Source organism: Parasynechococcus sp. (assembly GCF_042954325.1).
In the GTDB taxonomy this organism is placed as follows: domain Bacteria; phylum Cyanobacteriota; class Cyanobacteriia; order PCC-6307; family Cyanobiaceae; genus Parasynechococcus.
Genome location: NZ_JBGKDS010000039.1, coordinates 31,014 through 52,911 on the forward strand (window position 1 = coordinate 31,014; position 21,898 = coordinate 52,911).

At 62.5% G+C, this 21,898-nt stretch carries 21 protein-coding genes and 2 tRNA genes; 10 read left to right on the forward strand and 13 right to left on the reverse strand.

What is annotated here, in order from left to right:
- Positions 1-14: 14 nt before the first annotated feature.
- The 4 genes from ACGVKB_RS06125 (at position 15) to recA (ending at position 3,826) form a co-directional block, all read left to right on the forward strand.
- Positions 15-1,664 (forward strand): AAA family ATPase, encoded by a 1,650-nt coding sequence (locus tag ACGVKB_RS06125; protein WP_392350385.1) that lies wholly within the window; start codon positions 15-17, stop codon positions 1,662-1,664.
- A gap of 99 nt (positions 1,665-1,763) precedes the next feature.
- Positions 1,764-1,835, forward strand: a tRNA-Gln gene (locus ACGVKB_RS06130).
- A gap of 6 nt (positions 1,836-1,841) precedes the next feature.
- Positions 1,842-2,591: an HAD family hydrolase gene (locus ACGVKB_RS06135; protein ID WP_392350386.1), complete on the forward strand. Its 750-nt coding sequence runs from the start codon at positions 1,842-1,844 to the stop codon at positions 2,589-2,591.
- A gap of 86 nt (positions 2,592-2,677) precedes the next feature.
- On the forward strand, positions 2,678-3,826 hold the full coding sequence (gene recA, locus ACGVKB_RS06140) for a recombinase RecA (protein WP_392350387.1): 1,149 nt from the start codon (positions 2,678-2,680) through the stop codon (positions 3,824-3,826).
- 1 nt (position 3,827) lies between these two features.
- Here the strand turns inward: recA and ACGVKB_RS06145 are convergent, their stop codons facing one another.
- From ACGVKB_RS06145 to ACGVKB_RS06155, 3 genes are all read right to left on the reverse strand, one after another.
- Positions 3,828-4,172: a DUF1815 family protein gene (locus tag ACGVKB_RS06145; protein ID WP_392350388.1), complete on the reverse strand. Its 345-nt coding sequence runs from the start codon at positions 4,170-4,172 to the stop codon at positions 3,828-3,830.
- Between the two features lie 86 nt (positions 4,173-4,258).
- Entirely contained in the window at positions 4,259-4,504 is a 246-nt protein-coding gene (locus ACGVKB_RS06150) for a DUF2839 domain-containing protein (protein WP_392350389.1), read from the reverse strand.
- Positions 4,505-4,541: 37 nt separating this feature from the next.
- A complete protein-coding gene (locus ACGVKB_RS06155) occupies positions 4,542-5,987 on the reverse strand; it encodes a helicase (protein WP_392350390.1) in 1,446 nt (481 codons plus the stop codon).
- 83 nt (positions 5,988-6,070) lie between these two features.
- Between ACGVKB_RS06155 and ACGVKB_RS06160 the strand changes: the two genes are divergently transcribed.
- Positions 6,071-6,943: a prephenate/arogenate dehydrogenase gene (locus ACGVKB_RS06160; RefSeq protein ID WP_392350391.1), complete on the forward strand. Its 873-nt coding sequence runs from the start codon at positions 6,071-6,073 to the stop codon at positions 6,941-6,943.
- 25 nt (positions 6,944-6,968) lie between these two features.
- Here ACGVKB_RS06160 and crtD read toward each other — a convergent pair whose 3' ends face one another.
- Positions 6,969-8,471, reverse strand: a complete 1,503-nt coding sequence (crtD, locus tag ACGVKB_RS06165; RefSeq protein WP_392350392.1) for a C-3',4' desaturase CrtD — start codon at positions 8,469-8,471, stop codon at positions 6,969-6,971.
- A 34-nt stretch (positions 8,472-8,505) separates the two neighbouring features.
- Between crtD and ACGVKB_RS06170 the strand changes: the two genes are divergently transcribed.
- Positions 8,506-9,396: a fructosamine kinase family protein gene (locus tag ACGVKB_RS06170; RefSeq protein WP_392350393.1), complete on the forward strand. Its 891-nt coding sequence runs from the start codon at positions 8,506-8,508 to the stop codon at positions 9,394-9,396.
- A 5-nt stretch (positions 9,397-9,401) separates the two neighbouring features.
- On the opposite strand, the gene ACGVKB_RS06175 is transcribed toward ACGVKB_RS06170, so the two are convergent.
- The gene (locus tag ACGVKB_RS06175) at positions 9,402-9,785 is read right to left on the reverse strand and encodes a CAAD domain-containing protein (RefSeq protein WP_392350394.1); all 384 of its coding nucleotides are present in this window, start codon (positions 9,783-9,785) and stop codon (positions 9,402-9,404) included.
- Positions 9,786-9,805: 20 nt separating this feature from the next.
- Between ACGVKB_RS06175 and ACGVKB_RS06180 the strand changes: the two genes are divergently transcribed.
- Positions 9,806-10,285 carry a M67 family metallopeptidase gene (locus ACGVKB_RS06180; RefSeq protein ID WP_392350395.1) on the forward strand — a complete coding sequence of 160 codons (480 nt, stop codon included), beginning with the start codon at positions 9,806-9,808 and terminating at the stop codon, positions 10,283-10,285.
- Positions 10,285-11,421: a molybdopterin-synthase adenylyltransferase MoeB gene (gene moeB / locus ACGVKB_RS06185; protein WP_392350396.1), complete on the forward strand. Its 1,137-nt coding sequence runs from the start codon at positions 10,285-10,287 to the stop codon at positions 11,419-11,421. The genes ACGVKB_RS06180 and moeB overlap by 1 nt, the downstream gene beginning before the upstream one ends.
- 3 nt (positions 11,422-11,424) lie before the next feature.
- On the opposite strand, the gene ACGVKB_RS06190 is transcribed toward moeB, so the two are convergent.
- Positions 11,425-12,573 carry a cob(I)yrinic acid a,c-diamide adenosyltransferase gene (locus ACGVKB_RS06190; RefSeq protein ID WP_392350397.1) on the reverse strand — a complete coding sequence of 383 codons (1,149 nt, stop codon included), beginning with the start codon at positions 12,571-12,573 and terminating at the stop codon, positions 11,425-11,427.
- A 53-nt stretch (positions 12,574-12,626) separates the two neighbouring features.
- Between ACGVKB_RS06190 and larE the strand changes: the two genes are divergently transcribed.
- A complete protein-coding gene (larE, locus tag ACGVKB_RS06195; protein ID WP_392350398.1) occupies positions 12,627-13,454 on the forward strand; it encodes an ATP-dependent sacrificial sulfur transferase LarE in 828 nt (275 codons plus the stop codon).
- On the opposite strand, the gene speD is transcribed toward larE, so the two are convergent.
- Both speD and recF read right to left on the reverse strand, forming a co-directional pair.
- On the reverse strand, positions 13,441-13,896 hold the full coding sequence (gene speD / locus ACGVKB_RS06200; RefSeq protein WP_392350399.1) for an adenosylmethionine decarboxylase: 456 nt from the start codon (positions 13,894-13,896) through the stop codon (positions 13,441-13,443). The genes larE and speD overlap by 14 nt on opposite strands.
- A gap of 20 nt (positions 13,897-13,916) precedes the next feature.
- Positions 13,917-15,041 carry a DNA replication/repair protein RecF gene (gene recF, locus ACGVKB_RS06205; protein ID WP_392350476.1) on the reverse strand — a complete coding sequence of 375 codons (1,125 nt, stop codon included), beginning with the start codon at positions 15,039-15,041 and terminating at the stop codon, positions 13,917-13,919.
- Between the two features lie 85 nt (positions 15,042-15,126).
- Between recF and ACGVKB_RS06210 the strand changes: the two genes are divergently transcribed.
- A tRNA-Arg gene (locus tag ACGVKB_RS06210) sits at positions 15,127-15,200 on the forward strand.
- A 20-nt stretch (positions 15,201-15,220) separates the two neighbouring features.
- On the opposite strand, the gene ACGVKB_RS06215 is transcribed toward ACGVKB_RS06210, so the two are convergent.
- From ACGVKB_RS06215 to ACGVKB_RS06235, 5 genes are all read right to left on the reverse strand, one after another.
- Positions 15,221-15,682 carry an N-acetyltransferase gene (locus tag ACGVKB_RS06215; RefSeq protein WP_392350400.1) on the reverse strand — a complete coding sequence of 154 codons (462 nt, stop codon included), beginning with the start codon at positions 15,680-15,682 and terminating at the stop codon, positions 15,221-15,223.
- Between the two features lie 3 nt (positions 15,683-15,685).
- Complete coding sequence (ppc, locus tag ACGVKB_RS06220; protein WP_392350401.1) at positions 15,686-18,691, reverse strand: phosphoenolpyruvate carboxylase; 3,006 nt, start codon at positions 18,689-18,691, stop codon at positions 15,686-15,688.
- Positions 18,692-18,723: 32 nt separating this feature from the next.
- Positions 18,724-19,857 carry a glutamate--cysteine ligase gene (gene gshA / locus ACGVKB_RS06225; protein WP_392350402.1) on the reverse strand — a complete coding sequence of 378 codons (1,134 nt, stop codon included), beginning with the start codon at positions 19,855-19,857 and terminating at the stop codon, positions 18,724-18,726.
- Positions 19,854-21,374 carry an anthranilate synthase component I family protein gene (locus tag ACGVKB_RS06230; protein ID WP_392350403.1) on the reverse strand — a complete coding sequence of 507 codons (1,521 nt, stop codon included), beginning with the start codon at positions 21,372-21,374 and terminating at the stop codon, positions 19,854-19,856. The genes gshA and ACGVKB_RS06230 overlap by 4 nt, the downstream gene beginning before the upstream one ends.
- A 61-nt stretch (positions 21,375-21,435) precedes the next feature.
- The gene (locus ACGVKB_RS06235) at positions 21,436-21,867 is read right to left on the reverse strand and encodes a photosystem I reaction center subunit II PsaD (protein WP_392350404.1); all 432 of its coding nucleotides are present in this window, start codon (positions 21,865-21,867) and stop codon (positions 21,436-21,438) included.
- Positions 21,868-21,898 lie beyond the last annotated feature (31 nt).

Consider the following 21,898-nt stretch of genomic DNA (forward strand, 5'->3'; position numbering starts at 1 on the left):
TTGATCGAATCGCCATGAGCACACAGCGGATTACGGACGATCTCGTGCGCCTGCTGGAGCTGCTGCCCGATGGTGTGCAGCGCCAGTTGGCGAGTGATGAGAGCCGCGAGGCTTTGCTTGAGGTGGTTCTGGATCTTGGGCGTGTGCCGGAGGCGCGGTATCCCGGCCGTGCCGTGTCCCTCGGCGATCACCCGATGACCCGTGATGATCTGGATGGGGTTGTGGCCCGTCTCGGTCGGTTCGGGGCTGACAATCGCGCCGGAATCGAGCGCACCCTTCATCGCATCAGCGCCATTCGCAACCGCCAAGGGGTGGTGGTTGGTCTGACCTGTCGTGTCGGCCGTGCGGTTTTTGGAACGGTGGCGATGGTCCGTGATCTGCTGGATGACGGCCAGTCCCTGTTGTTGATGGGGCGGCCTGGCGTCGGCAAAACCACGGCCTTACGTGAGATCGCCAGGGTTCTCGCCGATGACCTTCAACGCAGGGTCGTTGTGATCGACACCAGCAATGAGATCGCTGGTGATGGCGATGTTCCGCACCCGGCGATCGGACGGGCCAGACGGATGCAGGTTGCCCGTCCTGAGCAGCAGCATCAGGTGATGATCGAGGCGGTTGAAAACCATATGCCTGAGGTCATCGTCATCGATGAGATCGGCACAGAGCTGGAAGCTCAGGCGGCACGCACCATCGCCGAACGCGGCGTGATGCTGGTGGCCACAGCCCACGGCAATGCGCTGGCGAATCTGATCAAGAACCCGACGCTGAGTGATCTTGTCGGTGGGATTCAGTCGGTCACCCTCGGCGATGACGAAGCACGCCGGCGACGCACCCAAAAAACTGTTTTGGAGCGTGCGGCTGAACCGACCTTTCCGGTGGCGGTGGAAATGCACAGCCGCCATTCCTGGGCGGTGCACCCTGATGTTGCACTCACGGTGGACCAGTTGCTGCGTGGCCAGACGCCCCTGGTGCAGCAGCGCCAGCTTCAGGACGATGGCTCGGTTCAGCTGATCGAGCCACGCCAACCGCTTCAGCCCAAGCGTCCACGCACGGCACCCATGACCTCGACGCGCCCTGGGTTGGCGGTGGTTCCGATGCCGTCGCCGGTCGCCTCGCGTGAGGAGGACGGGGCCAGCGCATCTGACGCTGACGCGTCTGCGAGCCCGACGGCTTCACCGCTGCAGGTGCTCTGCTGCGGCATCACGCCACAGCTGGTCGAGCAGGTGGTGCGACGCCATGGTTGGCCCGCTCGACTGGTGCAGGATCTTGCGCAAGCTGACGTTGTCTTAAGCGTGCGTCAGGGCCTCGGTCGTGAGCCGTCTCTGCGCCGACAGGCGAGGGAGCTGAAGGTCCCGATTCTGGTGATCAAGGCCGACACCTTCGCGCAGGTGGAACGGGCGCTCGATCGCCTGCTGACGCGCCGGCAGGACGGCACACCCGTGGCGCCCAGTGCGGCCCCCGGTGCCCTGGATGACGCCTTGGCGGCCCTCGAGGAATGTCGGCTGGCGGTCGAGCAGGTGGTCATCCCCCAGGGACGTCCTGTGGAGCTCCTGCCCCGCTCCAAGCGCGTCCGCCAAATGCAGGAAGATCTGATCCGTCGCTATCACCTGCGTAGCGATGAATTCGGTGCTGAAGAGGCCTGTCGACTCAGGGTTTTTCCACCCTGATTGGCTCTTGAGCTCCCAATGGATTGACGAAGGTGACTCTGTTGTGGGTAACTATTGAGACGCCGGTGCTCCGCATGCAAGCGGATTGTTCCGGAACAATGGGCCGTCGCCAAGTGGTAAGGCAGCGGGTTTTGGTCCCGCCATTCCTAGGTTCGAATCCTAGCGGCCCAGTTTTAGATGAATTCCTCTCCTCTTCTCGTCTTTGATTTCGACGGGGTGATCGTCGATGGCATGGAGGAGTACTGGTGGAGTGCCCGTCAAGCGGCTGGGTCGCTATGGCCCGCGTTGAAGCTGTCGTTGCCGGTTGCGGTGCCCACCGCTTTTCGGCAACTGCGTCCCTGGGTGCATCACGGCTGGGAGATGGTTTTGTTGGCGGCTGCGCTGGATCGCATCGACGTCAACGCTTGGGTCGCGGATTACGGGCTTCAGCAGCGTCAGGCCCTGCAACGCCTGGGGGTGTCGGCGCCGGCCCTGCAGCAGGCCCTCGATCGGACCAGAAACGATGCACTGGCAACGGATCGTGGCCAGTGGCTTGCGTTGCATCACCCTTTCCCGGGAGTGGTTGAGCGTCTGCGGGCCTTTGACTCGGAAGGGGTCGACTGGGCGGTGCTCACGACCAAAGGGGCCGCGTTCACCGCGGAATTGCTCGATGGCCTGGGGCTGAGCCCATGGCGCCTCTACGGGCGGGAAGCTGGGGGCAAGCCGGAGGTGCTGCTTCAGCTGCAGCAGGAGCGTGCGCTGCGCGCCTTCATTGAGGATCGTCGCGCGACCCTGGAGACCGTGCTGGCCACCCCGGGGCTGGAGCGGTTGCCCTGTCTCCTGGTGAGCTGGGGGTATCTCAAGCCCGACGACATCGTCGACCTTCCGGATGGCGTGCATCGGCTCGAGCCGAAGGACCTGGCTCGCCCCTTGGCGCAGTGGCCTTGATTCGCTAGCGTACGCCTGTACTACCTGAGACGATTCGGCGCTCCTGTGGCATTGGATCTCTCGTTCCTTAGCTTCAGGTTGCTGTCATGCCCGTTGAGATGAAATCCGCCCCCTCCGGTTCTGAGCCCCGCGCCACGGATGGTCGCCCCGGAGAGCGCGACAAGGCGCTGAATCTGGTGCTCGGTCAGATCGAGCGCAACTTCGGCAAAGGCTCGATCATGCGTCTCGGGGATGCCTCCCGCATGCGGGTGGAAACGATCTCCACCGGTGCACTCACCCTGGATTTGGCCCTCGGTGGTGGTTATCCCAAGGGACGTGTCGTTGAGATCTATGGCCCGGAAAGCTCCGGTAAGACGACCCTGACCCTGCATGCGATTGCCGAGGTGCAGAAGCGTGGCGGCGTGGCGGCGTTTGTAGACGCTGAGCATGCCCTCGATCCGGTCTATGCCGCGTCCCTGGGGGTGGACATTGAAAATCTGCTGGTCTCCCAGCCGGACACCGGCGAGATGGCCCTGGAGATCGTTGATCAGCTGGTGCGTTCCGCTGCGGTGGACATCGTTGTCGTTGACTCCGTCGCCGCCCTGACGCCTCGCGCAGAGATCGAAGGTGAGATGGGGGATCTGGCGGTGGGGAGCCAGGCGCGTCTGATGAGCCAGGCGATGCGCAAGATCACCGGCAACATCGGTAAATCTGGTTGCACGGTGATCTTCCTCAACCAGCTTCGCCTCAAGATCGGCGTGACCTACGGCAACCCGGAGACGACCACCGGTGGCAACGCGCTCAAGTTTTATGCCTCTGTGCGCTTGGACATTCGCCGGATTCAGACGCTGAAAAAAGGCACGGAGGAATTCGGGATCCGCGCGAAGGTGAAAGTGGCCAAGAACAAAGTGGCCCCTCCGTTCCGGATTGCAGAGTTCGACATCCTGTTTGGACGAGGCATCAGCACGCTTGGCTGCTTGTTGGATCTTGCGGAGGAGACCGGGGTGGTCGTTCGTAAGGGCGCTTGGTACAGCTACGAAGGGGACAACATCGGCCAGGGGCGTGACAACACCATCACCTGGATGGAGCAGAACCCCGAGACCGCGGAGACGATCGAAACCCTGGTGCGCCAAAAACTCACCGAGGGGTCTGAGGTGACTGCCAATTCCATGCGGCCGCTGGCGGCCGCGGCGCGGACCAGTCAGCAGGACAAGAAGGCGGATCTCAAGGCATCGGGGACGTCGCCTGCCTCCTGAGTCAGGCCAGGCTCGGGATGTCGCTCTGTGGCATCCCCGCCTGTTGCTGCAGGAGTTCCGCGATGCGATGCAGCTCATGGATGGCTTCACCGCCTTCCAGCTTCACAAGCTCATGGCCATTGCGGGACTCAACCCAGCTGATGCCGCAGTCGGAGACGAGGAAGCGGATGAGGTGCTGATCGCCGATCTCCGCGACAAACGATGCTCCCTGGTTGTCCTGCATGGTTCCGCAGACGTAACAGGCAGCCGAAATGCCCTGGGATTGAAGCCCCGTGGCCAGTGCTTGAAGGCTGAGGACGAGGTCCTGAATCAGCGATCGATAGTGCTCAGCAAGGCGCGGGAACATACCTGAGTCTCTTTGAGAATCAGATTAAAGGTTTTCTTCTGATTTTGGCGGCTGCGTGTTTGGGGTTGCGGATCAATGCCTGATGCTTAGGGCATGTCGGCCAGGTCCCACCATCCCGCAGCGGGGCCGATGAAGCGCACGGTGATCCAGAACAGCACCAGGCCACCGATGCCGATCCATGCCCCGCGCGTGGTGACGGCCACGAACTGACGCGTTTGGTTCTGCGTTAAGGGAAGCCAGGGAACGATCCTGGGGGAGGTGTCCTTGGACTTGTTGGACTTGGCTTCGCGGGGTGGCAATCCCTGGGCGGCCCGTCGGCGTGCTTCTCCCATCCATTTGAACCCTGGTTCCCCAGATTAAGGATCCTGTTCAGTCGGGCAGCAGCCGGTTCAGGGGGACCCAAGGTTCCAGGGCGCTCAACACCTGGTCGCCCCAACGACGACCGCGCAGGCGACCATCCAGAATCGCCAGTCGCCCTCCGCTTTGTCGCAGTGGGGAGATGGCGGCCGGCAGCAGGCTGAGTGCCTCTGGCAGCAGCAGATTGCGGAACCAGTCGTCACCATTGCGCTTCATCCGTTCCACACGTGCTGCTGTCAAGGGAGATGTGAGGCTGGCGATCGGCAGCAGGCCAATGATCAGCTGCTCCGGCTGAGGAAGTTGGTGTTGATGTTTGAGCCACCAGCTCCAGCGGGCACTGATCACACCATTGGCGTCAGGGGCTGTGGCCTCCTCCTTGACCCGGCTGCCGAACTCAGCGGCCAAGGCGCTGGTGAGTCCCAGCCTGAGCGGCGCATCATCGAGAAGAATCACCGTCAGCCCGCGGCGACCGAGGATGAGTCGGCGGCAATGATCCAGCAGATGCTCGGCATAGATCTCTGTGTTGGGTAAGGGCTGGCGCCGCGGGGCATAGATCGGCACTGGCTCCTGGAACGCGCTGTCGCCAAGGGTCGCGGTGACATCGGCGTCGAAGGCCGCATCGCGCAGTTCCTGTTCGAGATGGCTGGTCTGGCCGATGCAGCTGAGCAGCAGCGCCGGCTGATCCCGCAGTAATCCCTGCAGGTCTTGCAACGGCTCCAGCGGGGCCAGGCGCCAGCTCCACTGCAGCAGGCTGTGGTCGAGAACGGCCCAGCTCACCCATCCATCCGGGGCGGTTTGCAGCAACCGGCCCCAGGGATCCGGGGAGGGCTGGAGGAGTTGCAAAAGATCCTTGAGGGCTTGAAGATCAGCCCCCTCCATCCGCAGGCGCCCATTGCGGTGGGTGGCATCCCGGAACAGTCGCCGACTCAGCCGTTCGTGCAGATCCAACAGCAGTCGATCCGCATGGGGGTGGGCCCGACGCAGGACTTCCCAGTCATGGGTTTCGATGCGAATGGTCAGGCTGCGTCGCAGCCGACGGCTGAGCTGGTCCACATCGGGAATCAACAACTGACGCCCGCTCAGCCAGCCTTCGCGGTGGGCTCGAATCAGGCCGCTGCTGCTGAGCAGCCAAAGTTGCTCTCCCGGCGGTGGTGATGACCCATCCCAGCAGGGCAGTGGTACGCCTTGGTTCCGCAGTTTTGGCAACTCGATCTGGAGCAGCCGGTCCCGTTGCCTTTGGTTGAGAACGAGCACGCAGTTGTTCGCCCTTAGGCAGAGGGGAACCAGAAGCCCCAGCCACCAGCGATCCCGGCTGTCTGGACTGAGTTTGATCAGTGTCTTGTCTCGTCGGCGCAGGCTTCTGCCCACCAATCGGCTCAGGGTGAGCTGGTGCGGCCAGGCCCCATCGTCTTGCTGGAGCAAGCGCTTGAGTTGCTGATGGGCCTGGGCTTCAAGCATCGAAGAACCCTAAGTAGGGGGCTGGATTCGGATGGTTCATCGCAATCCATCGATCAACATGGCCGCCAGAGCAGCGATGAGTCATGGCCGATCAGCGACGGGCAGGGGTGGTCGGACTGGGTTTGATCGGGGGCTCTCTCGGTTTGGATCTGCAGGCGCTGGGCTGGGAGGTGCAGGGCCTGGTGCATCGGCAGGAGACCGCTGATCGGGCACTGGCCCGTGGCTTGGTTCAGCACGTCAGCACCGATCCGGCCTGTCTGGCCAGCTGTGATCTGGTGATCCTCGCTTTGCCGATTGCACGCCTGCTGGATCCCGATCCGGCCCTGATTGCGGCGTTGCCGCCAACAGCAGTGGTGACCGATGTCGGATCTGTGAAAGCGCCCGTGCTGGAGGCCTGGCGTCATCTCCATCCCCGTTTTGTGGCCAGCCATCCGATGGCTGGTACTGCGGAAGCAGGAGTGGACGCTGGCATCTCAGGGTTGTTTCGGGGCCGCCCCTGGATTGCGACACCCGATGCACAGACGGATGCGAGTGCGCTTCGGGTGGTTCAGGAGGTGGCGGTTGCGCTAGGGAGCCTCTGGACGGTTGCCTCAGCGGCTCAGCACGATCAAGCCGTGGCACTGATTTCCCATGTGCCGGTTTTCGTCAGTGCGGCGTTGCTCCGGGCTGCTGGTGATGAGCGGGATCCGGAGATTCGTCAGCTGGCCATGACGCTGGCCTCCAGTGGCTTTGCCGATACCTCCCGGGTCGGTGGAGGCAATCCTGACCTGGGCGTGGCAATGGCCTCCGGCAACCGCGACGCCGTCCTCAAGGGGCTGGCCGCCTACCGCTGGAGTCTTGAGCAGCTTGAAGATGCGGTGATGAAAGAAAACTGGGACCAGCTCGGTCAGGAGTTAGCCCGCACCCAGAGCCTGCGCCCGGCCTTTCTCAGCCGTGCTGATGCGAGTGGTGGTTGAGGGGCCGGTCCGTCAGCGCTCAGCTTCAGGGTTGAACGGTGAGGGGTTGACCGCGTCGTTCCATGACTTGCCGACAGGCATTCAGCGCCGAAAGGCTGACCCCCGCCGTTCCTTCTCCTGGATGCAGGCTGTCGCCGCACAACCAGAGGCCATCCAGTGGTGTCCGGCCCGCGAGGCCGAAGGGCCCGAACCGGGCTGGGTGCTGACCCAGTCCTCCGACGATTCCCTCCGGGCGCCCGGTCCAGCCGGCGAAGCCTCGGGGGGTGGCCAGCTCCTGGTGCAGCCAGTCTTCGCCGCTCAAGCCAAGCCAGCGGTTGAGTTCCCTCTGCATGGCCTGCAACGTTTGTCGCTTGCGGTCCTGGTAGAGCGGCTCATGGAGGGTGCACCAGTCCGCCGTGGGGGTGAAGACACTGGCGATCAAGGTGGCTTGTCCGGCCGGCGCGCGCCCGTCACCCTCGCGGCTCACTGAAACAAATAAGGACCCCGGAACCTTGCATCCCCTTTGGAGATGTCCGGGACAGTCGGCGGGAAGGGCCCCACGCCGGACGACGCCGTAGAGCACGAGGGCTCCACTCGGCTGGATCAAGTTGTTGAGCCGCTGGCCGTAGCCCGCTGGCATCGTGTTGGGGGCCAGAAGCGATGGCAGGGTCTGGGGCGGAAGGCTGCAGATCACATCACCGGCCCGATGTTCGACGGACTGGCCGGCTGAGTTGGACGAATGGACCAGCCAGTGGTTGCCCTGACGTTCCAGTCGCTTCACCTGGTGACGCAGCAACACCTGGCCTCCATCGCGGTTGATGGCACCGAGGAGCCGATCACTGAGAACTTGCATGGATCCCTGCAGATGCCAAAGCCCCAGAGGGGCTTGAGCCATTTGCAGGACGGTTGCGCCGTAGAGGGCGGCCGTTCGATCCGCAGGCTCCTGGGAGTAGAGCTTCAGTTGCAGATCTAAAAACCGTCGCAGGCGTTGATCCCGATCACATCCGCAGAGGGTGAGCAGATCGGCAATGGTCAGCGTGGTCAGCAGACCGGAGGCAATCGTTGCGGGTCGGAGCGCTCCGAGCAGTTGTTGCCAATCCCAGAGCGAGCGCGGCGTGACCACCGGGTCATGGCTGGCGAAGTCCCAATTGCTGGCATGGATCGCCGCACAGAGAGCCCAGAACCGTTGACTGCCTGGGAACTGGATCTCGCGTTCGTGCTGCCAGCGGGCAGGGTCGTGCCAGAGCGGGATCGGTGGGCTGCCGTCGTCGAGGTCGACGACACAACCGGGATCGAGGATCTCAGCCTCGGGCAGGGGCACCTTGAGATGGCGAAACAGGCGCTCATGGCTGCCCCCTGGCTCGAGTCCTGCCACCTGCGTGGCTCCGACATCGAAGGTCCAGGGGCCGCGTCGAAACGTGCCAGCGCATCCCCCTGTCTGGTGGTGTGCTTCCAGCAGCGTGACCGGAACTCCCTCCTGGGCAAGCAATGCTGTGGCTGTGAGACCGGCGATACCACCGCCGATGACAAGCACCCTCGAATCCGTCATCGGGCCATGCTGACAAGCGGCTGACGGCGCTGTGATGAACGATGCTCTAGTCCGCGAGCTGGTGGCGGCTGATGGTCCGTTCTCCGGCCAAGAGATTACGGGGGTGACCCCCGTCGGCGGGGGCTGTATCCATCAAGCTTTTGCGGTTGCCTTCGCCACGGGCGAGCAGGTGTTCGTCAAGGCCGGTGCGGCGGCGGTGATGCCGATGTTTGCGGTGGAGTCGGAGGCGCTGGAAGCCCTGTTCCGCTGCGCCGACCCCGCGATGCTCGTGGTGCCGAGGCCGATCGGTTCGTGGCTGTTGCCATCCGGTGCTGTCCTGGTGCTGCCTTGGCTGGAGCTCAGCTCCGGAGATCAAACCGCGCTGGGTCGGGGTCTGGCTTGTCTTCATGGCCAGTCCGCTGCGGTGGGTCCCGGCCGCTTCGGCTGGCATCGCGATGGCTTTATCGGGTCAGGGCGTCAGCCGGGTGGCTGGTCAGACGGCTGGGGTGACGCGTTCGTTGACCTGCGGCTGCGGCCGCAAATCAGCGACGCAGCTCGCTGGGGGCTTCAACTCGACGACCTTCTTCCGTTGCTCCAGGCGATTGCCGAGCACTTGAACGCGCTCGAGCTGCAGCCATCTCTGGTGCATGGAGACCTCTGGGGAGGCAACGCAGGCTCCCTGAACGACGGTCGAGGGGCGATCTATGACCCTGCTGCTTATTGGGCTGATCCTGAGGTGGATCTCGCAATGACGCGGATGTTTGGTGGCTTCAGCACCTCCTTCTATGACGCCTATGCGGAGGTGATTCCACAACGCTCAGGTGCCCGCCAGCGCGTTGATCTCTACAACCTGTATCACGTTCTCAACCACGCCAATTTGTTTGGTGGCTCGTATCAACAACAAAGCCGGGACATGCTGAAAGCACTGGCCCGGCTTTGGCTGTGAGCTGATCAGCCGAGATATTCCTGACGCAGGGTCTGAATGCGTTGGATCAGAACAGAGCGCTTGTCGCTGGTGGTGAGATTCTTCCAGCTCCACTGGCCCACGACCACCACACCGAGCAGCTCGAGCAGCCCAGGGACCACCGGCAGCAGGTTGATGGTGTCGAGGATGCCCTTGATCAGGATCTGGGCAACGATGACGGCAGCGAAGATGCCGACAATCTTGCCGATGCGACCCATCTGGTTCCAATCAACCTGGTCGAGGGTGTCGTTGATTTTGCCGACCACTTCGCCATAGCGCTCACTGAAGGACGCACCCTCATCAGCGGAAGCTGTTCCGTTGACAGAACTGGCTTCGCTCACGGGGTCTTTCAATCCGGTGGAGTCGCTCATTGGGGCAATAAAACGGAACAATGTCTGCAGAGCGTATCGATACGGCCGCGATCCCGCCAACCCTGATTCGCTTCCATGGCGGTTGCCTCACCGTTCTCCGCGCGGATCTGGCTGCCGTCGCCCCGGAGGAAGGCTGTGCTCTGTTGCTCGGATCGCAGGCCGAGGATCGATCAGTCAGCGTTCAAACGATCTGGCCCTGCCGCAATGTCTGGATGCAGCCGCAAGAGCGCTACCGGCGTTTCGCCCTGGATCCACGCGAACAGATCGCTGCTCAGCGCTGGGCCCGGACGAGGGCGCTGCGTGTCCTTGGGGCTGCGCATTCCCATCCGCATAGTGGTCATCAGCCATCGGAGAACGACCGTGCGCTCGCTGACCCGAAGCTGATTACGGTCATTCTGGATGCTTCAGGCACGCCGGCAGCGTGGTGGCTGCCCCCGGGACAACCGGTCGTTTCCGTCCCCGTGCAGGTCTGGGACACTGAAATGGCTTGCGGTGTGTGATGCCGTCTCCACAGCCCTTGAATGACGCTGAGCGGCAGCGTTATTCACGTCATCTGCTGCTTCCCGAGGTGGGAGAGGCCGGTCAGCAGCGTCTGCGTGATGCTGCGGTGCTGTGCGTCGGTAGTGGTGGGCTCGGTGCACCGTTGCTGCTCTACCTGGCTGCGGCTGGGGTCGGTCGGATCGGCATCGTCGATGCCGATGTGGTCGAGGAGTCGAACCTGCAGCGTCAGGTGATTCATTCCACCGAATGGCTTGGTCGCTCCAAAGCTCGTTCCGCCTGTGCACGGATTCAGGCGCTCAACCCCGCCTGTCAGGTGGACGTGCACGAAACGATGCTCACCATTGACAACGCGACAGCGCTCATTGATGGGTACGACCTGGTCTGTGACGGCACCGATAACTTCCCCAGCCGCTACTTGATCAATGACGCCTGCGTGTTGCTGGGCAAGCCCTTGATCTATGGCTCGGTGCAGCGCTTCGATGGCCAAGCCAGTGTGTTCAATCTCACGGAAGAGAGCCCGAACTATCGCGACTTGCTGCCGGAGCCGCCGCCGCCCGGAGCCGTTCCTTCTTGTTCCGCCGCTGGCGTGATGGGTGTGATGCCCGGACTGATCGGGATGATTCAGGCCACCGAAGCGATCAAGGTGATCACAGGGATTGGCTCACCATTGGATGGAAGGCTTCTGGTTGTGGATGCCCTTTCGATGCGCTTCCGCGAATTGCGTCTCCAAAAGGATGGATCTCGAGCTCCGATCACGGAGCTGGTTGACTACGGCCAGGTCTGTGCTGAAGGTTCCGTGCCCGTGGAGAGCATTTCCGTCGTTGAACTCAAATCGATGCTCGACGCTGATCCTGAGAGCCTCGTGCTTGTCGATGTTCGCAATCCCCCGGAGGCGGAGGTTTGCAGGATCCCCGCCGCTCAGTTGATTCCCCTGGGATCGATTGAGAGCGGTGAAGCCATTGAGCAGTTGCGAGAGCTCACCAAGGCCGGACGCTTGTATGTCCACTGCAAGGCCGGTGGGCGTTCCGCTCGGGCTGCCGAACTGCTGGCGGTGCAGGGCATTGAGGCGATCAACGTGGCAGGTGGAATCGATGCCTGGGCCGATCAGGTGGACCCCACGATGGTGCGCTACTGAGGCTCAGTAATCGACGCCGCGCTTGAGATCCACGCCTTGCTCGGCGTAATGCTTGTGGCAGACCATCTCGGAATGAATGCTGGCCAGATCGAAGTACGCCGGGGGATTTTTGCAGCGCCCGGTGATGATCACTTCGGTTTCGGCTGGCTTGCGCAGCAGGGTCTGCATGATCGGTTCGACCGGAAGCAGTTCGAGATCAACCGTTGGGTTGAGTTCATCGAGAATCACGGTCTTGTACAGCCCGCTGGAAATCGCGGCCCGGGCGATCTCCCAGGCCCGTTCGGCTTCCACGTAATCGATCGGCTGCTGTTGGCCTCGCCACACGATTGCGTCCCGGCCGGAACGAAGGTGATCCACCAGGTGTGGATAGCTTTCGCGCAAGGCGGCGATGGCGGCGTCTTCCGTGTAGCCGCTGCCTCCTTTCAGCCATTGGAGAATCAACACCCGATGACTCTTGTCCTGGCTGATTCCCCGCCCGATGGCTTGGAGGGCCTTGCCGAGGGCGCTGGTTGATTTGCCTTTGCCTTCACCGGTGTAAATCTCAATCCCGGTGCTCACATTGAGGGGGACAACGCGATCGTCATCGAGCCCCGGACGTCGGTGGGCCCGCATCTCCGAATGCAGGTCGGCGGATCGCACCAAGGTGGCCGGTGCAGCGCGCCCCGTGATGATGATTTCCATTCCTGCCGGGCGGGAATCCAGGGTGCGGACGACATCGTCCACATCGAGCAGACCGAGCTCGAGAACGGGATTCAATTCATCGAGCACCACCACTGAGTACAGCGCGCTGGCGATGGCTCCTTTGGCAATGACCCAACCGCGTTGGGCTTCATCCCGATCGAACCGTGTGGCTTCCTCGGCGGTGAAGTGATCGGCCCGCCCGGTGCGGAGGTGATCGATCAGATGTGGGAAACCCTGCTGGAGCGCTTCGATGGCGGCATCTTCGTCGTAGGAACGACCGGGGCCCTTGAGAAACCGCAGCAGCAGCACGCGGGTTTGGCGTTGCTCACAGATCCCCAACCCGATGGTGCGCAACACCACCCCGAGAGCGGCCTGGCTCTTGCCTTTGCCTTCACCGTCGTAAATGTGCAGCTGACCGTGGCTGCGTTCGCGACTGTCTGCTGCGGTGACGATCCCGATGCTTCGGGGCATGGCCAAGGCTCTTACGGTTGGAGCCTACATAGATCGTTCAACCGCACGCCTCGATGTTCCGCCTTCTGGAATCTCTGTCCGAGTCCGAGGCCGCTCAACTGGATCGGCTGCGCCAGTGGTTTCAGCGCACCGATGGTGTCTGTGTTGCCTATTCCGGCGGTGTGGACAGCGCCCTGGTCGCCACGCTCGCCTTTGAACAGAAAGGCGAGGCGTCCCTTGCCATCACTGGAGTCTCGCCGGCCCTTGCCCCGCACCTCCTGGATGAAGCCCGCGCCCAGGCGGCCTGGATCGGGATCCGTCATCAGGAGTGTCGAACCCGGGAGCTCGATGACCCGCAGTACAGCGCCAATCCTGAGGATCGCTGCTTTGCCTGCAAGCGGGAACTGCATCGCCATCTGGCTCCGATTGCTGCGGCAGCCGGTGGCGCTCTGGTGGTGGATGGGGTGAATCTCGATGACCTCGGCGATCACCGTCCTGGGATTGCGGCTGCACGGGAGGCTGGTGTGCGCTCGCCTTTGGCGGAACTGGAGGTCGACAAAGCCACGGTCCGCAAGCTGTCCCATGCCCTTGGATTGCCCTGGTGGGATAAGCCGGCACAACCCTGTCTGGCCTCCAGATTTCCCTACGGCGACACGATCTCCGCCGAGCGGTTGCAACGGGTGGGCCGGGCTGAGGCCTGGTTGATCACGCGAGGCTTCGAGCGGGTTCGGGTCCGCTGCCAGGGCACTGCCGCGCGCATTGAAGTTCCCGCTGATCGTTTGCGTACCGTTCTGGATCTGGCCGATCAGTCGGACCTGGTCGAGGCCTTCCTGGCCATGGGCTTCACCTCAGTGAGCCTTGACCTGGAAGGCCTGGTGAGCGGCAAGCTCAATCGCAGCTGAGCGGTTCGCGCTCACTCGTCGCGATGGCGGCCGGAGTTTCTCGGAGAAAACTATTCAGGGCATGTCGTCCGGCCTTCAGTTCCTGCCGCAGAACCTCACAGGCCTGTTCCGGCATGGTGTGATCCCCACAGGTGAACACATCCACTGCCGCATACCCCGATTCGGGCCAGGTGTGAATGGAGATGTGGGATTCCGCCAGAAGGGCCAGGCCAGTGACGCCCTGGGGTTCAAAGCGGTGGGTGATCAGATTGAGCAGAGTCGCACCAGCACGCTTCGCTGCTGTCGTGATGGTGGTCCTCAGAAAGGCTTCGTCATCGAGCAGACCGGTGTCGCACTCGTAGAGCTCGAGGATGCAGTGCTTGCCGACCATGTCGGTCGGTTCGATTGTTGTCATGCCCCCCCATCCCGGATTGGGATGCAGATCAGAGAAGCCTTGCTCCATCAGGCGGATAAAAAACAGCTCTACACCTTATCTGATGTCACGGTCTGTTCCAGCTCATTGCGATCCAAGATCTGAGCATGCTTTCGCCAGCCGCCCTCGAACCCGTCGAGGTGGGTTGCGCTGATGAGGCATTGGTGGCTGTTCCCCACCGCATCAAGCAACAGCTGCTGGCGTGCCGGATCGAGTTCGGCCAGCACATCGTCCAGCAGCAGCAGTGGAGGTTCGCCGCAGAGCTCGGTGACCAATTCGAGTTCGGCCAGCTTCAAGGCCAGGACGAGGCTGCGCTGCTGCCCGGCGGATCCGAAGCGACGGGCGGGCTGACCATCAATCATCAGGGCAATCTCATCGCGATGGGGGCCGACCCGGCAGCTGCCGAGGCGCTCTTCTTCAGCTCTCTGCGCCTTGAGTTGTTCTTCAATCGAGAGGCGCCATGGTTCCTCCGCTTCCTCATCCCCAAGGCGACTGCCCGGCACATAGCTCAGCCGCAGCTCTTCATGGCCTTTGCTCAGATGGGTTTGCCAGCGTGCGGCAATCGGTTCGAGGCGGCTGAGGGCACGTCGACGGCGGCGATGGATGCGCGTGCTCACCAGAGCCATCTGTACATCGAATGCATCGAGTAAGGCCCCATGCTCCTCGCGCCTCACGCTTCTCTGCCGCCAGAGCTGGGCGCGTTGGCGGAGCAGGCGGCTGTACCGACTGATCAGCTCGGCATAGACCGGCTCCAGCTGCAGCACCACCCGGTCCAGCCACTGGCGCCGCAGGGCTGGCTCTCCGCGCACAAGATCCAGATCCAAGGCGCTGAATCCAATGCAGCGCAGGGGCCCGATCAGATCCAGCTGTCGCTCCAGCGTCTTGCCGTTGCGTCGGGCCTGTCGCCCTCCGCTGCGTCTGAGCTCGAGTTCGAGTTGATCTCGATCTTCGCCGACCTCTGCTCGCAGCAGGGCGCGGGGCTGATCCCACTGGATCAGATCACGGTCCTGGCTGCAGCGGTGGGAGCGCAGACTGCCGAGCAGCTCCACCGCTTCCAGCAGGTTGGACTTGCCGATGCCGTTCGGGCCGATCACCAGGAGCCGCGGCTCGGTCAGCGTCAGCTCCAGCCGTTCATGGTTCCGGAACCCCTTGAGCTGGAGCTTTTGAAGCCGGATGGGATCAGGTGCGACGTGTGGGTAAGGTACCCATAACGAGAGGGCTTGAGGCCATCTCTTCTGCTGCGGTCTTTGACCGATCAGTGGGCATGTAGCTCAGTTGGATAGAGCATCAGATTCCGGTTCTGAGGGTCGGGGGTTCGAGTCCCTCCATGCTCGTGTTGTTTCAGACGGTCAGGTCAAGGTGTCTGCAGCGGCAGCCCCATGGCTCTGATCCCGTTGGGATCGATCACAAAGCCTTGTTTCTCGAGGGCTTCAACGGTGTCTGCCGGGGCGGAGATCGACAAACTGCAACCGGGAAGGTCCCGGCGCAGCATGTGCAGGGAGCGATGCACCAAAACCGCGAGCAGCTGTGCCTGGTCTGCCCCGGGGCGTGCACAGAGATTCCAGAGATTGGCGTTCAGCGCCAAGTCACTGGTCGCGCGTACGAAGCCGACCAGCTCACCATTCGACGTGTCCAGGATGCTCAGATGCCAGACGCTGCGCTCAAGGGCGAGCTGCCAGCGTTCCTCGTCATGGGTGGATTCTCCGCAAGCCTGAAGCAGGCCGTTGAGTTGTGCCGGTGATGGCCGCTCGGAGGTTTCGATCCGAAAGCCATCCGGCAAATTCGGTGTCGATGACTGTTGCAGGAAAGGGAGCAAGGGTCAGCCGGTGTTGCGCATGCCAGCGGCAATGCCGTTGAGGGTGAGCAGGGCACCGCGCAGCAGTTCGCTTCGGCTGTAGGTGCGGCCGTCATCACTGGCGGTGATCGATTCACTCATGGGGGGCTGACGGTTCTGGTCGCGCAGGCGCTTCAGCAGAGCCACCTGAAGGAAACCAAGGGGAACGATCGTGCGGTTGCGCAGGTCAACCGACAGTTGCAGCCCCTGATCCGCGGCGAGGAGCCGTGATTGCCCGGTGATCTGGAGCACGATCTTGCGCGTGAGGGTGTATTCATCGGCAATCACCTGGAAAATGCGCTCAAAGGATTCCCGGTTTTCGGCGGCGCCGAGGCTGGTCATGTAATGGCGAGCCAGGTCAAGATCCACCTTGGAGAGCGTCATCTCCACTTTGGAGATCAGCATCCGGAAGAAGGGCCAGCGCTGATGGAGCCGGCGCAACAGATCGAGTTGCTGCGGGTCTGAGTCGACTTCACTGGCCAGGGCCGTGCCAACGCCGAACCAGCTGGGCAGTAAAAATCGACTTTGGGTCCAGCCGAACACCCAGGGAATCGCCCGGAGGCTCGAGAGGTCCTTGGCGCCGGTTTTGCGCCGGGCCGGTCGACTGGAGATCTGAAGTTTGCTGATTTCCTCGATCGGGGTGACCTGCTGGAAGAACGCCACCAGATCGGGATTGTCGTGGACGAGGGCGCGATAGTGCTCGCGGGAACGGCTCGCCAGACGACTCATCAGTTGATTCCAGCTGGGGGTTGCATCCAGCTGGTTGGTGACCAGGCTGTTCTGGACCACCGCTGTGGTCAGGGTTTCGAGGTTGTACAACGCCAGTTCCGGCAGGCTGTACTTGGAGGCAAGGACTTCTCCTTGCTCGGTGATCTTGATTCGCCCCTGCAGCGTCCCACTCGGCTGGGCAAGGATGGCTTGATAGGCGGGGCCGCCCCCACGACCGACGGAACCTCCCCTGCCGTGAAAGAGGCGCAGGGCGACACCACTGCGGCTGCCCAGGTCTTGAAGGGCAATCTGCGCCTGGTGAATCTCCCAGTTGCTGGAGAGAAATCCAGAATCCTTGTTGCTGTCGGAATAGCCCAGCATCAGCTCCTGCAAGGGGAGTTGCTGGGCTCCCGTCAAGGGAAGCAGCTTGCGGTAAAGCTCAGTGTTGAGCAGATCTTCCATCACGCCAGGGGCGCGCTGGAGGTCTTCCACGGTCTCGAAGAGGGGGACCACCAGCAGGGAGGCATGGCCGCCGAGCGGATCCACCAAACCGGCTTCCTTCGCGAGCAGCATCACCTCCAGCAGGTCGGAGGCGGTGTGACTCATCGAAATCACATAGGTGTTGCAGATTCGTTGGCCGAATTCAGCCTGCAAACGCTGCAGCATCTGGAAGACGGCGATCGTCTCAGCGGTGGCGTCACTCCAGTCGACGGCGGCAGGAATCAGTGGTCGACGGGTCGCCAGTTCCTTGAGCAACCAAGTGACCCGTTCCGCTTCCTCCATCTCGCCATAGGGCTTGGCCAGCTGCAGGTAGCGGCTCAATTCATCGATGGCGTCGCTGTGTCGGGTGCTCTCCTGCCGGATGTCCAGGCTGGCCAGGGAGAAGCCAAAGATGTGGACCTGGTGCAGCAGGGTGTCGAGCGGCTCGCAACTCAGTTCCGTGCTGACCAAGCTGTTGCGGATCAGTTCCAGATCGATCCGGAATTCATCAATGGTGCTGTAGTGCAGCGGATCGCCATTGGGGAGAGGACTGGCTGAGCCGTTGTCGATGTCTCGAGGCGACTGCCATCCGGCTTCCGACAACTGATTGTTTCGCTTAAGCGTCAACTGCAGACGCTCAAGGATGTAGCTGAGCTTGAGGCGATAGGGCTCGAGGCGGTACCGCGCCGCGAGCTCTTCATAGATCTCGGGGAAGCGGAGACGATCCATCTCCAGGGATTCGAGCAGCGGTGCGCCGACCTGACTCCATTGCATGGAGATGCTCAGTTGATTGCGCAGGGCACCAACGGAGCTGATGTAACGCTCCAGCATCAGCTGCCGTTGATAACAGGCCGTGCGCCAGGTGATGGCCGGTGTCACCGATGGGTTGCCATCCCGATCGGAGCCCACCCAGGATCCAAATGTGCAGAACGAGGCCTGCGGGAAGCGGACATCGGGATAACTTCGATTGAGGGCTGATGTGAGGCGCCGCCGCATCTGGGGCATCGCATCGAACAGCACCTGCTGGAAGTAATGCAGGGTGGAGTCGACCTCATCCAGCACCGTGGGCTTGAACTGGTGCAGTTCATCGGTTCGCCACCACAACTGGATTTCCTCTTCCAGCTGTTGGCGGAGCGTGTCGCGCTCCTGCAGGGAAATCGTGTGGTCGGATTGAAGCCGCTGCAGCAGTGTGGCCACACGTCGCTGCTTGTGCCGAACCGTGTGGCGCACGATTTCGGTGGGGTGGGCCGTGAAGACCAGCCGGATGTCGAGCTCCTGGAGCAGTGATTCGACCTGTGCCGGGGGAACGTTCAGGCGCCGAAGCCGTTGGAACAGCTCTCCGAAAGTCGCTGGATCGGTTTGGCTGGCCAGGGGGGGAGCAAACGGATCGAAGCCATCGTTGCCGGACGTCGACTCCGAATCCTTCGTCTGACCGTTGGGGGTGAGGCTGTCGAGATAGCTGTCTTCCTCGATGCGCTGTTCGAGGATGTTGATCAACTGGAAATAAAGCGAGAACGCGCGGGCCGCGGCGATCGCTTCCGAGAGATCCATGGCCTTGATCAGGGCCACAATCGCTTCACTGGTGCTGTCGCCGTCCCGGCCTTCCAGCGCGACAGGATCACTCAGCTGCTTGAGACGCAGCAGTCGTTCGCTTTGTTCGGCCGGACATTCGCTGCGCAGGACTGTCTGCCAGAGGTCTTCAACGAGCTCCAGGCGCTGTTGCAGCAAGCGGCCAGCAACGGCGTCCCCACCATTGGCCCGGGCCTGATCGCCTTCGGGTGCAGTTGTGGTGGGCTGGGGCATCGAGGCGGGATCGGGAGTTGGTCTGGCCATGATCATCCCAAAGAGGGGCTCAGGGTCTCTTCCTGACGTGCCATCGCCAGGGCGCCATCGCGGATCAGGTCACTGATCGACGCACCGTCTTGGTGCTGTTCGATCCATTGCATCGCCTGATTGCCGGCGGAGAGCATGGCGTCGATCACCGTGAGATGGCGCTCCAGCGAGAGCTCCTCGGCGAGGGGCCGCACCTGGTGGATCAGCTCGTGAATCCAGTCCGAACAGCGGACGCGCTCGCCGGTTTGCCAGTGACGCAGGCTTGCCTGGAGGCTGTTGCGTGCTGCCGCTGCGTCGTTGGTGTCCGCCAGCTCCATCAACTGCTCAGCGGACAAGGGGCTGTCCGCCAGGGGGTCCAGTCGTTCCGGCTCACGGATCAATTGCTGGATCCGCAGCTCGAGTAACGCCGTGATCGCCAGCAGCTGGATCGGGTCCGTCACGAGATCGCAGATGCGCAGCTCCAGACGATTGAGCTCATGGGGGCGACGTGGACCGTTGGGGCGGACCGATGTCCAGAGATGGCGTTCATTCCACATCGCACCCTCGGCCAACTGCTCCAGCACCCAGTCGATGTAGTGCTCGTGGTCCCGGAACAGGGGAACGGAGCTGGGTGTGAGCGGGAACTGATGCCAGCGCTGGGAATGGTTGTTGCAGCACTCGCCGGAGAGGAAGGGTGAGCTGGCGCTGAGGGCGAGATACAGGGCGGCTTCGCAACGCACCAGTCGGACCGCCGCGAACAGGAGGTTTGGATCCTCGATCCCGAGATTGATATGAATGCTCGCCGTGACGACCCGGGTGCCGTAGGTCTGCTCGATGAGGCCGTGATACGGGTTGTCCGGGTTGGACCGTTCAAAGCGGCTGTTATCGCCCAGGCTGAGGGTGCTCCCGGGCAATAGCGTGAGTCCCTTGGGTGTCAGCCAGCGACGCAGCTCACGCCGGGGCGCGAGTAATGCCTCGTGAAGGGTCCCGTAATCCCGAAGGGGGTCCGTGATGTATTCCAGATTGCGGTGATCGGGCTCGGTGACGAACCCCGGCAGATCGTTGGCGACGGCGGAGGACACGCCGACGTTTTCGCCGCTGGGACGTCCGGTGAACAGTTCGACCTCGAAGCCTTTCTGCAACAGGGCGCTGGTCATGGCTTCGATGGGTTCAGACAGGCCAGAGCCGTGAGCATGCCCTTGGCTTTGTTGAGGGTTTCCTGGAATTCCGCATCGGGTTTGGAATCGGCGACCACACCGGCTCCCGCTTGAACCTTCACGCGGCAGCCCCCCGACCCATTGGGCTGAACCACCATCGTCCGAATCGTGATCGCGGTGTTCAGGGCACCGGCCAGATCCACGGATCCGTACACCCCCGAGTAGGGCCCCCTCGCATCCGGTTCGAGGCTGTTGATCAGTTGCATGGCTCTGATCTTGGGGGCACCACTGACGGTTCCGGCGGGGAAGGCGGCCATCAGCAGGTCGAGCACATCGTGCTCTGGGGACAGTCGACCTTCCACCTGACTGACGATGTGCATCACATGGGAGTACCGCTCGATCACCATCAGGTCCTTGACCTCGACACTCCCTGGCTGGCAGACCCGACCCAGGTCATTGCGACCGAGGTCCACGAGCATGACGTGCTCAGCACGCTCCTTGGGGTCTGCGAGTAAATCCGCTTCCAGCTCCCGATCTTCCAGGGGTGTTCGTCCACGGGGACGTGTCCCCGCAATCGGCCGCAGACTGGCGCGAATCCCATCCGCCGCAGGTTCCGCCTGCACCATCACCTCTGGGCTGGATCCGATCAGCTGCCAGTCGCCGAAGTCGTAGAACGCCATGTAAGGAGATGGGTTCACCATCCGCAGACTTCGGTAGAGCTCAAGGGGTTGCTGGGGCACATCAGCCTCCAGCCGTTGGCTGAGCACCAGCTGGAACACATCTCCGGCCGCGATGTGTTCACGGGCTGTTTCCACGGCTGTCTCAAAGTTCTCCTGGCTGCGGTTGCTCTGGACCGATGGCAGGTCACCGGCATCGGCAGACCAGGTGAGCGGTTCAATGGGTGGAAGCGGAGCCGTCATGCGCTCCCGCAGGGTCTGGATCCTGGTGATCGCGTCCTCCCAGGCGGCTTCGGGATCCTCGCCATTGCTGAGGTCGGCGTAGGCCACCGCCGTGATGATCCGCTTGACCTGATCAAAAATCAGGATGCAATCCATCAGCATCCATATGCCGTCGGGCGGAGCATCGGCGGCACTGTCATGGACCCCAACGCTGGGCTCGATCCAACGGATGAGCTCATAGCCCCACATGCCATAGAGCTGCCCAAGGGGGGGGAGACCCGGAAGGGAGGCACAGCGGTAGGGGGCCAGCAGAGCCCGAAGCCCATCGAAAGGATTGCCCACCGTCTGATCACGGCGTCCATCGCGCCACTCACGCATCAGAACGTCATCGCGCGCTGAGGCCGTCCACAGCGGATCACAGGCGACAACACTCCAGCGTCCAAGGGTTTCACCACCCTCAACCGATTCCAGGAGGACACCGGGAGGCCGATTGGCTCCGACCTTGATCCAGGTTGTGAGCGGTGTCTCAAGATCCGCTGGCCAGCTCTGGGCCAGAGGGATCAGATTGAAACCGTTGGCGGCTGCCTGCCGGAAGGAGGCGCGATCAGGGCTGAGCATGCGCGCATCTTGGCAGCGTCACCGACAGCCTCGGGCCATCGGTGACGTTTGCCTGAATGAATCAGGCGTCGAAGGTATTGCGGCCGCTGAACTTGATGTTGGCGGGATTGGTGTTCTGACCGATGCGACGGGCGTTATGACCCACCATGGCCCGGCCGTCGTTGACTTTCTCAGGGAAGACGCCGTCAGCGGGGTGGAGGTACTCGGTGTCTCCGCCGGGGAAGATCCGGTAGATCTTGTAGTCCTCGATCCGGGGCTTGAACTTGGTCCGCAGCTGGGTGCCGAGGGCCAGGCACTGCTCCTTGCGGGCGAAATACATGATGTTTTCGCCGGAATTCATCATGGCTGCGCCGCCGGTGGGCAGCTCAAAGGCCTGGGAGCTGTTGCTGGACCAGGTGATCGCGTATTTCTCTTCTGTTTCCGCGGAATTCAGCAGGCCGCCTGTGCTGCCGATGAACTGAGGAAGCTGACCATTCAACGCCGATGCTGCCATGGCTGAGAAAATCCAGACGGGCCGTTATGGC

Coding starts and splice junctions, on each gene's coding strand:
- ACGVKB_RS06125 (WP_392350385.1), top strand. CDS start 15: ATGAGCACACAGCGGATTACGGACGATCTCGTGCGCCTGCTGGAGCTG.
- ACGVKB_RS06135 (WP_392350386.1), top strand. CDS start 1,842: ATGAATTCCTCTCCTCTTCTCGTCTTTGATTTCGACGGGGTGATCGTC.
- recA (WP_392350387.1), top strand. CDS start 2,678: ATGCCCGTTGAGATGAAATCCGCCCCCTCCGGTTCTGAGCCCCGCGCC.
- ACGVKB_RS06145 (WP_392350388.1), bottom strand. CDS start 4,172: ATGTTCCCGCGCCTTGCTGAGCACTATCGATCGCTGATTCAGGACCTC.
- ACGVKB_RS06150 (WP_392350389.1), bottom strand. CDS start 4,504: ATGGGAGAAGCACGCCGACGGGCCGCCCAGGGATTGCCACCCCGCGAA.
- ACGVKB_RS06155 (WP_392350390.1), bottom strand. CDS start 5,987: ATGCTTGAAGCCCAGGCCCATCAGCAACTCAAGCGCTTGCTCCAGCAA.
- ACGVKB_RS06160 (WP_392350391.1), top strand. CDS start 6,071: ATGGCCGATCAGCGACGGGCAGGGGTGGTCGGACTGGGTTTGATCGGG.
- crtD (WP_392350392.1), bottom strand. CDS start 8,471: ATGACGGATTCGAGGGTGCTTGTCATCGGCGGTGGTATCGCCGGTCTC.
- ACGVKB_RS06170 (WP_392350393.1), top strand. CDS start 8,506: ATGAACGATGCTCTAGTCCGCGAGCTGGTGGCGGCTGATGGTCCGTTC.
- ACGVKB_RS06175 (WP_392350394.1), bottom strand. CDS start 9,785: ATGAGCGACTCCACCGGATTGAAAGACCCCGTGAGCGAAGCCAGTTCT.
- ACGVKB_RS06180 (WP_392350395.1), top strand. CDS start 9,806: ATGTCTGCAGAGCGTATCGATACGGCCGCGATCCCGCCAACCCTGATT.
- moeB (WP_392350396.1), top strand. CDS start 10,285: ATGCCGTCTCCACAGCCCTTGAATGACGCTGAGCGGCAGCGTTATTCA.
- ACGVKB_RS06190 (WP_392350397.1), bottom strand. CDS start 12,573: ATGCCCCGAAGCATCGGGATCGTCACCGCAGCAGACAGTCGCGAACGC.
- larE (WP_392350398.1), top strand. CDS start 12,627: ATGTTCCGCCTTCTGGAATCTCTGTCCGAGTCCGAGGCCGCTCAACTG.
- speD (WP_392350399.1), bottom strand. CDS start 13,896: ATGGAGCAAGGCTTCTCTGATCTGCATCCCAATCCGGGATGGGGGGGC.
- ppc (WP_392350401.1), bottom strand. CDS start 18,691: ATGCCCCAGCCCACCACAACTGCACCCGAAGGCGATCAGGCCCGGGCC.
- gshA (WP_392350402.1), bottom strand. CDS start 19,857: ATGACCAGCGCCCTGTTGCAGAAAGGCTTCGAGGTCGAACTGTTCACC.
- ACGVKB_RS06230 (WP_392350403.1), bottom strand. CDS start 21,374: ATGCTCAGCCCTGATCGCGCCTCCTTCCGGCAGGCAGCCGCCAACGGT.
- ACGVKB_RS06235 (WP_392350404.1), bottom strand. CDS start 21,867: ATGGCAGCATCGGCGTTGAATGGTCAGCTTCCTCAGTTCATCGGCAGC.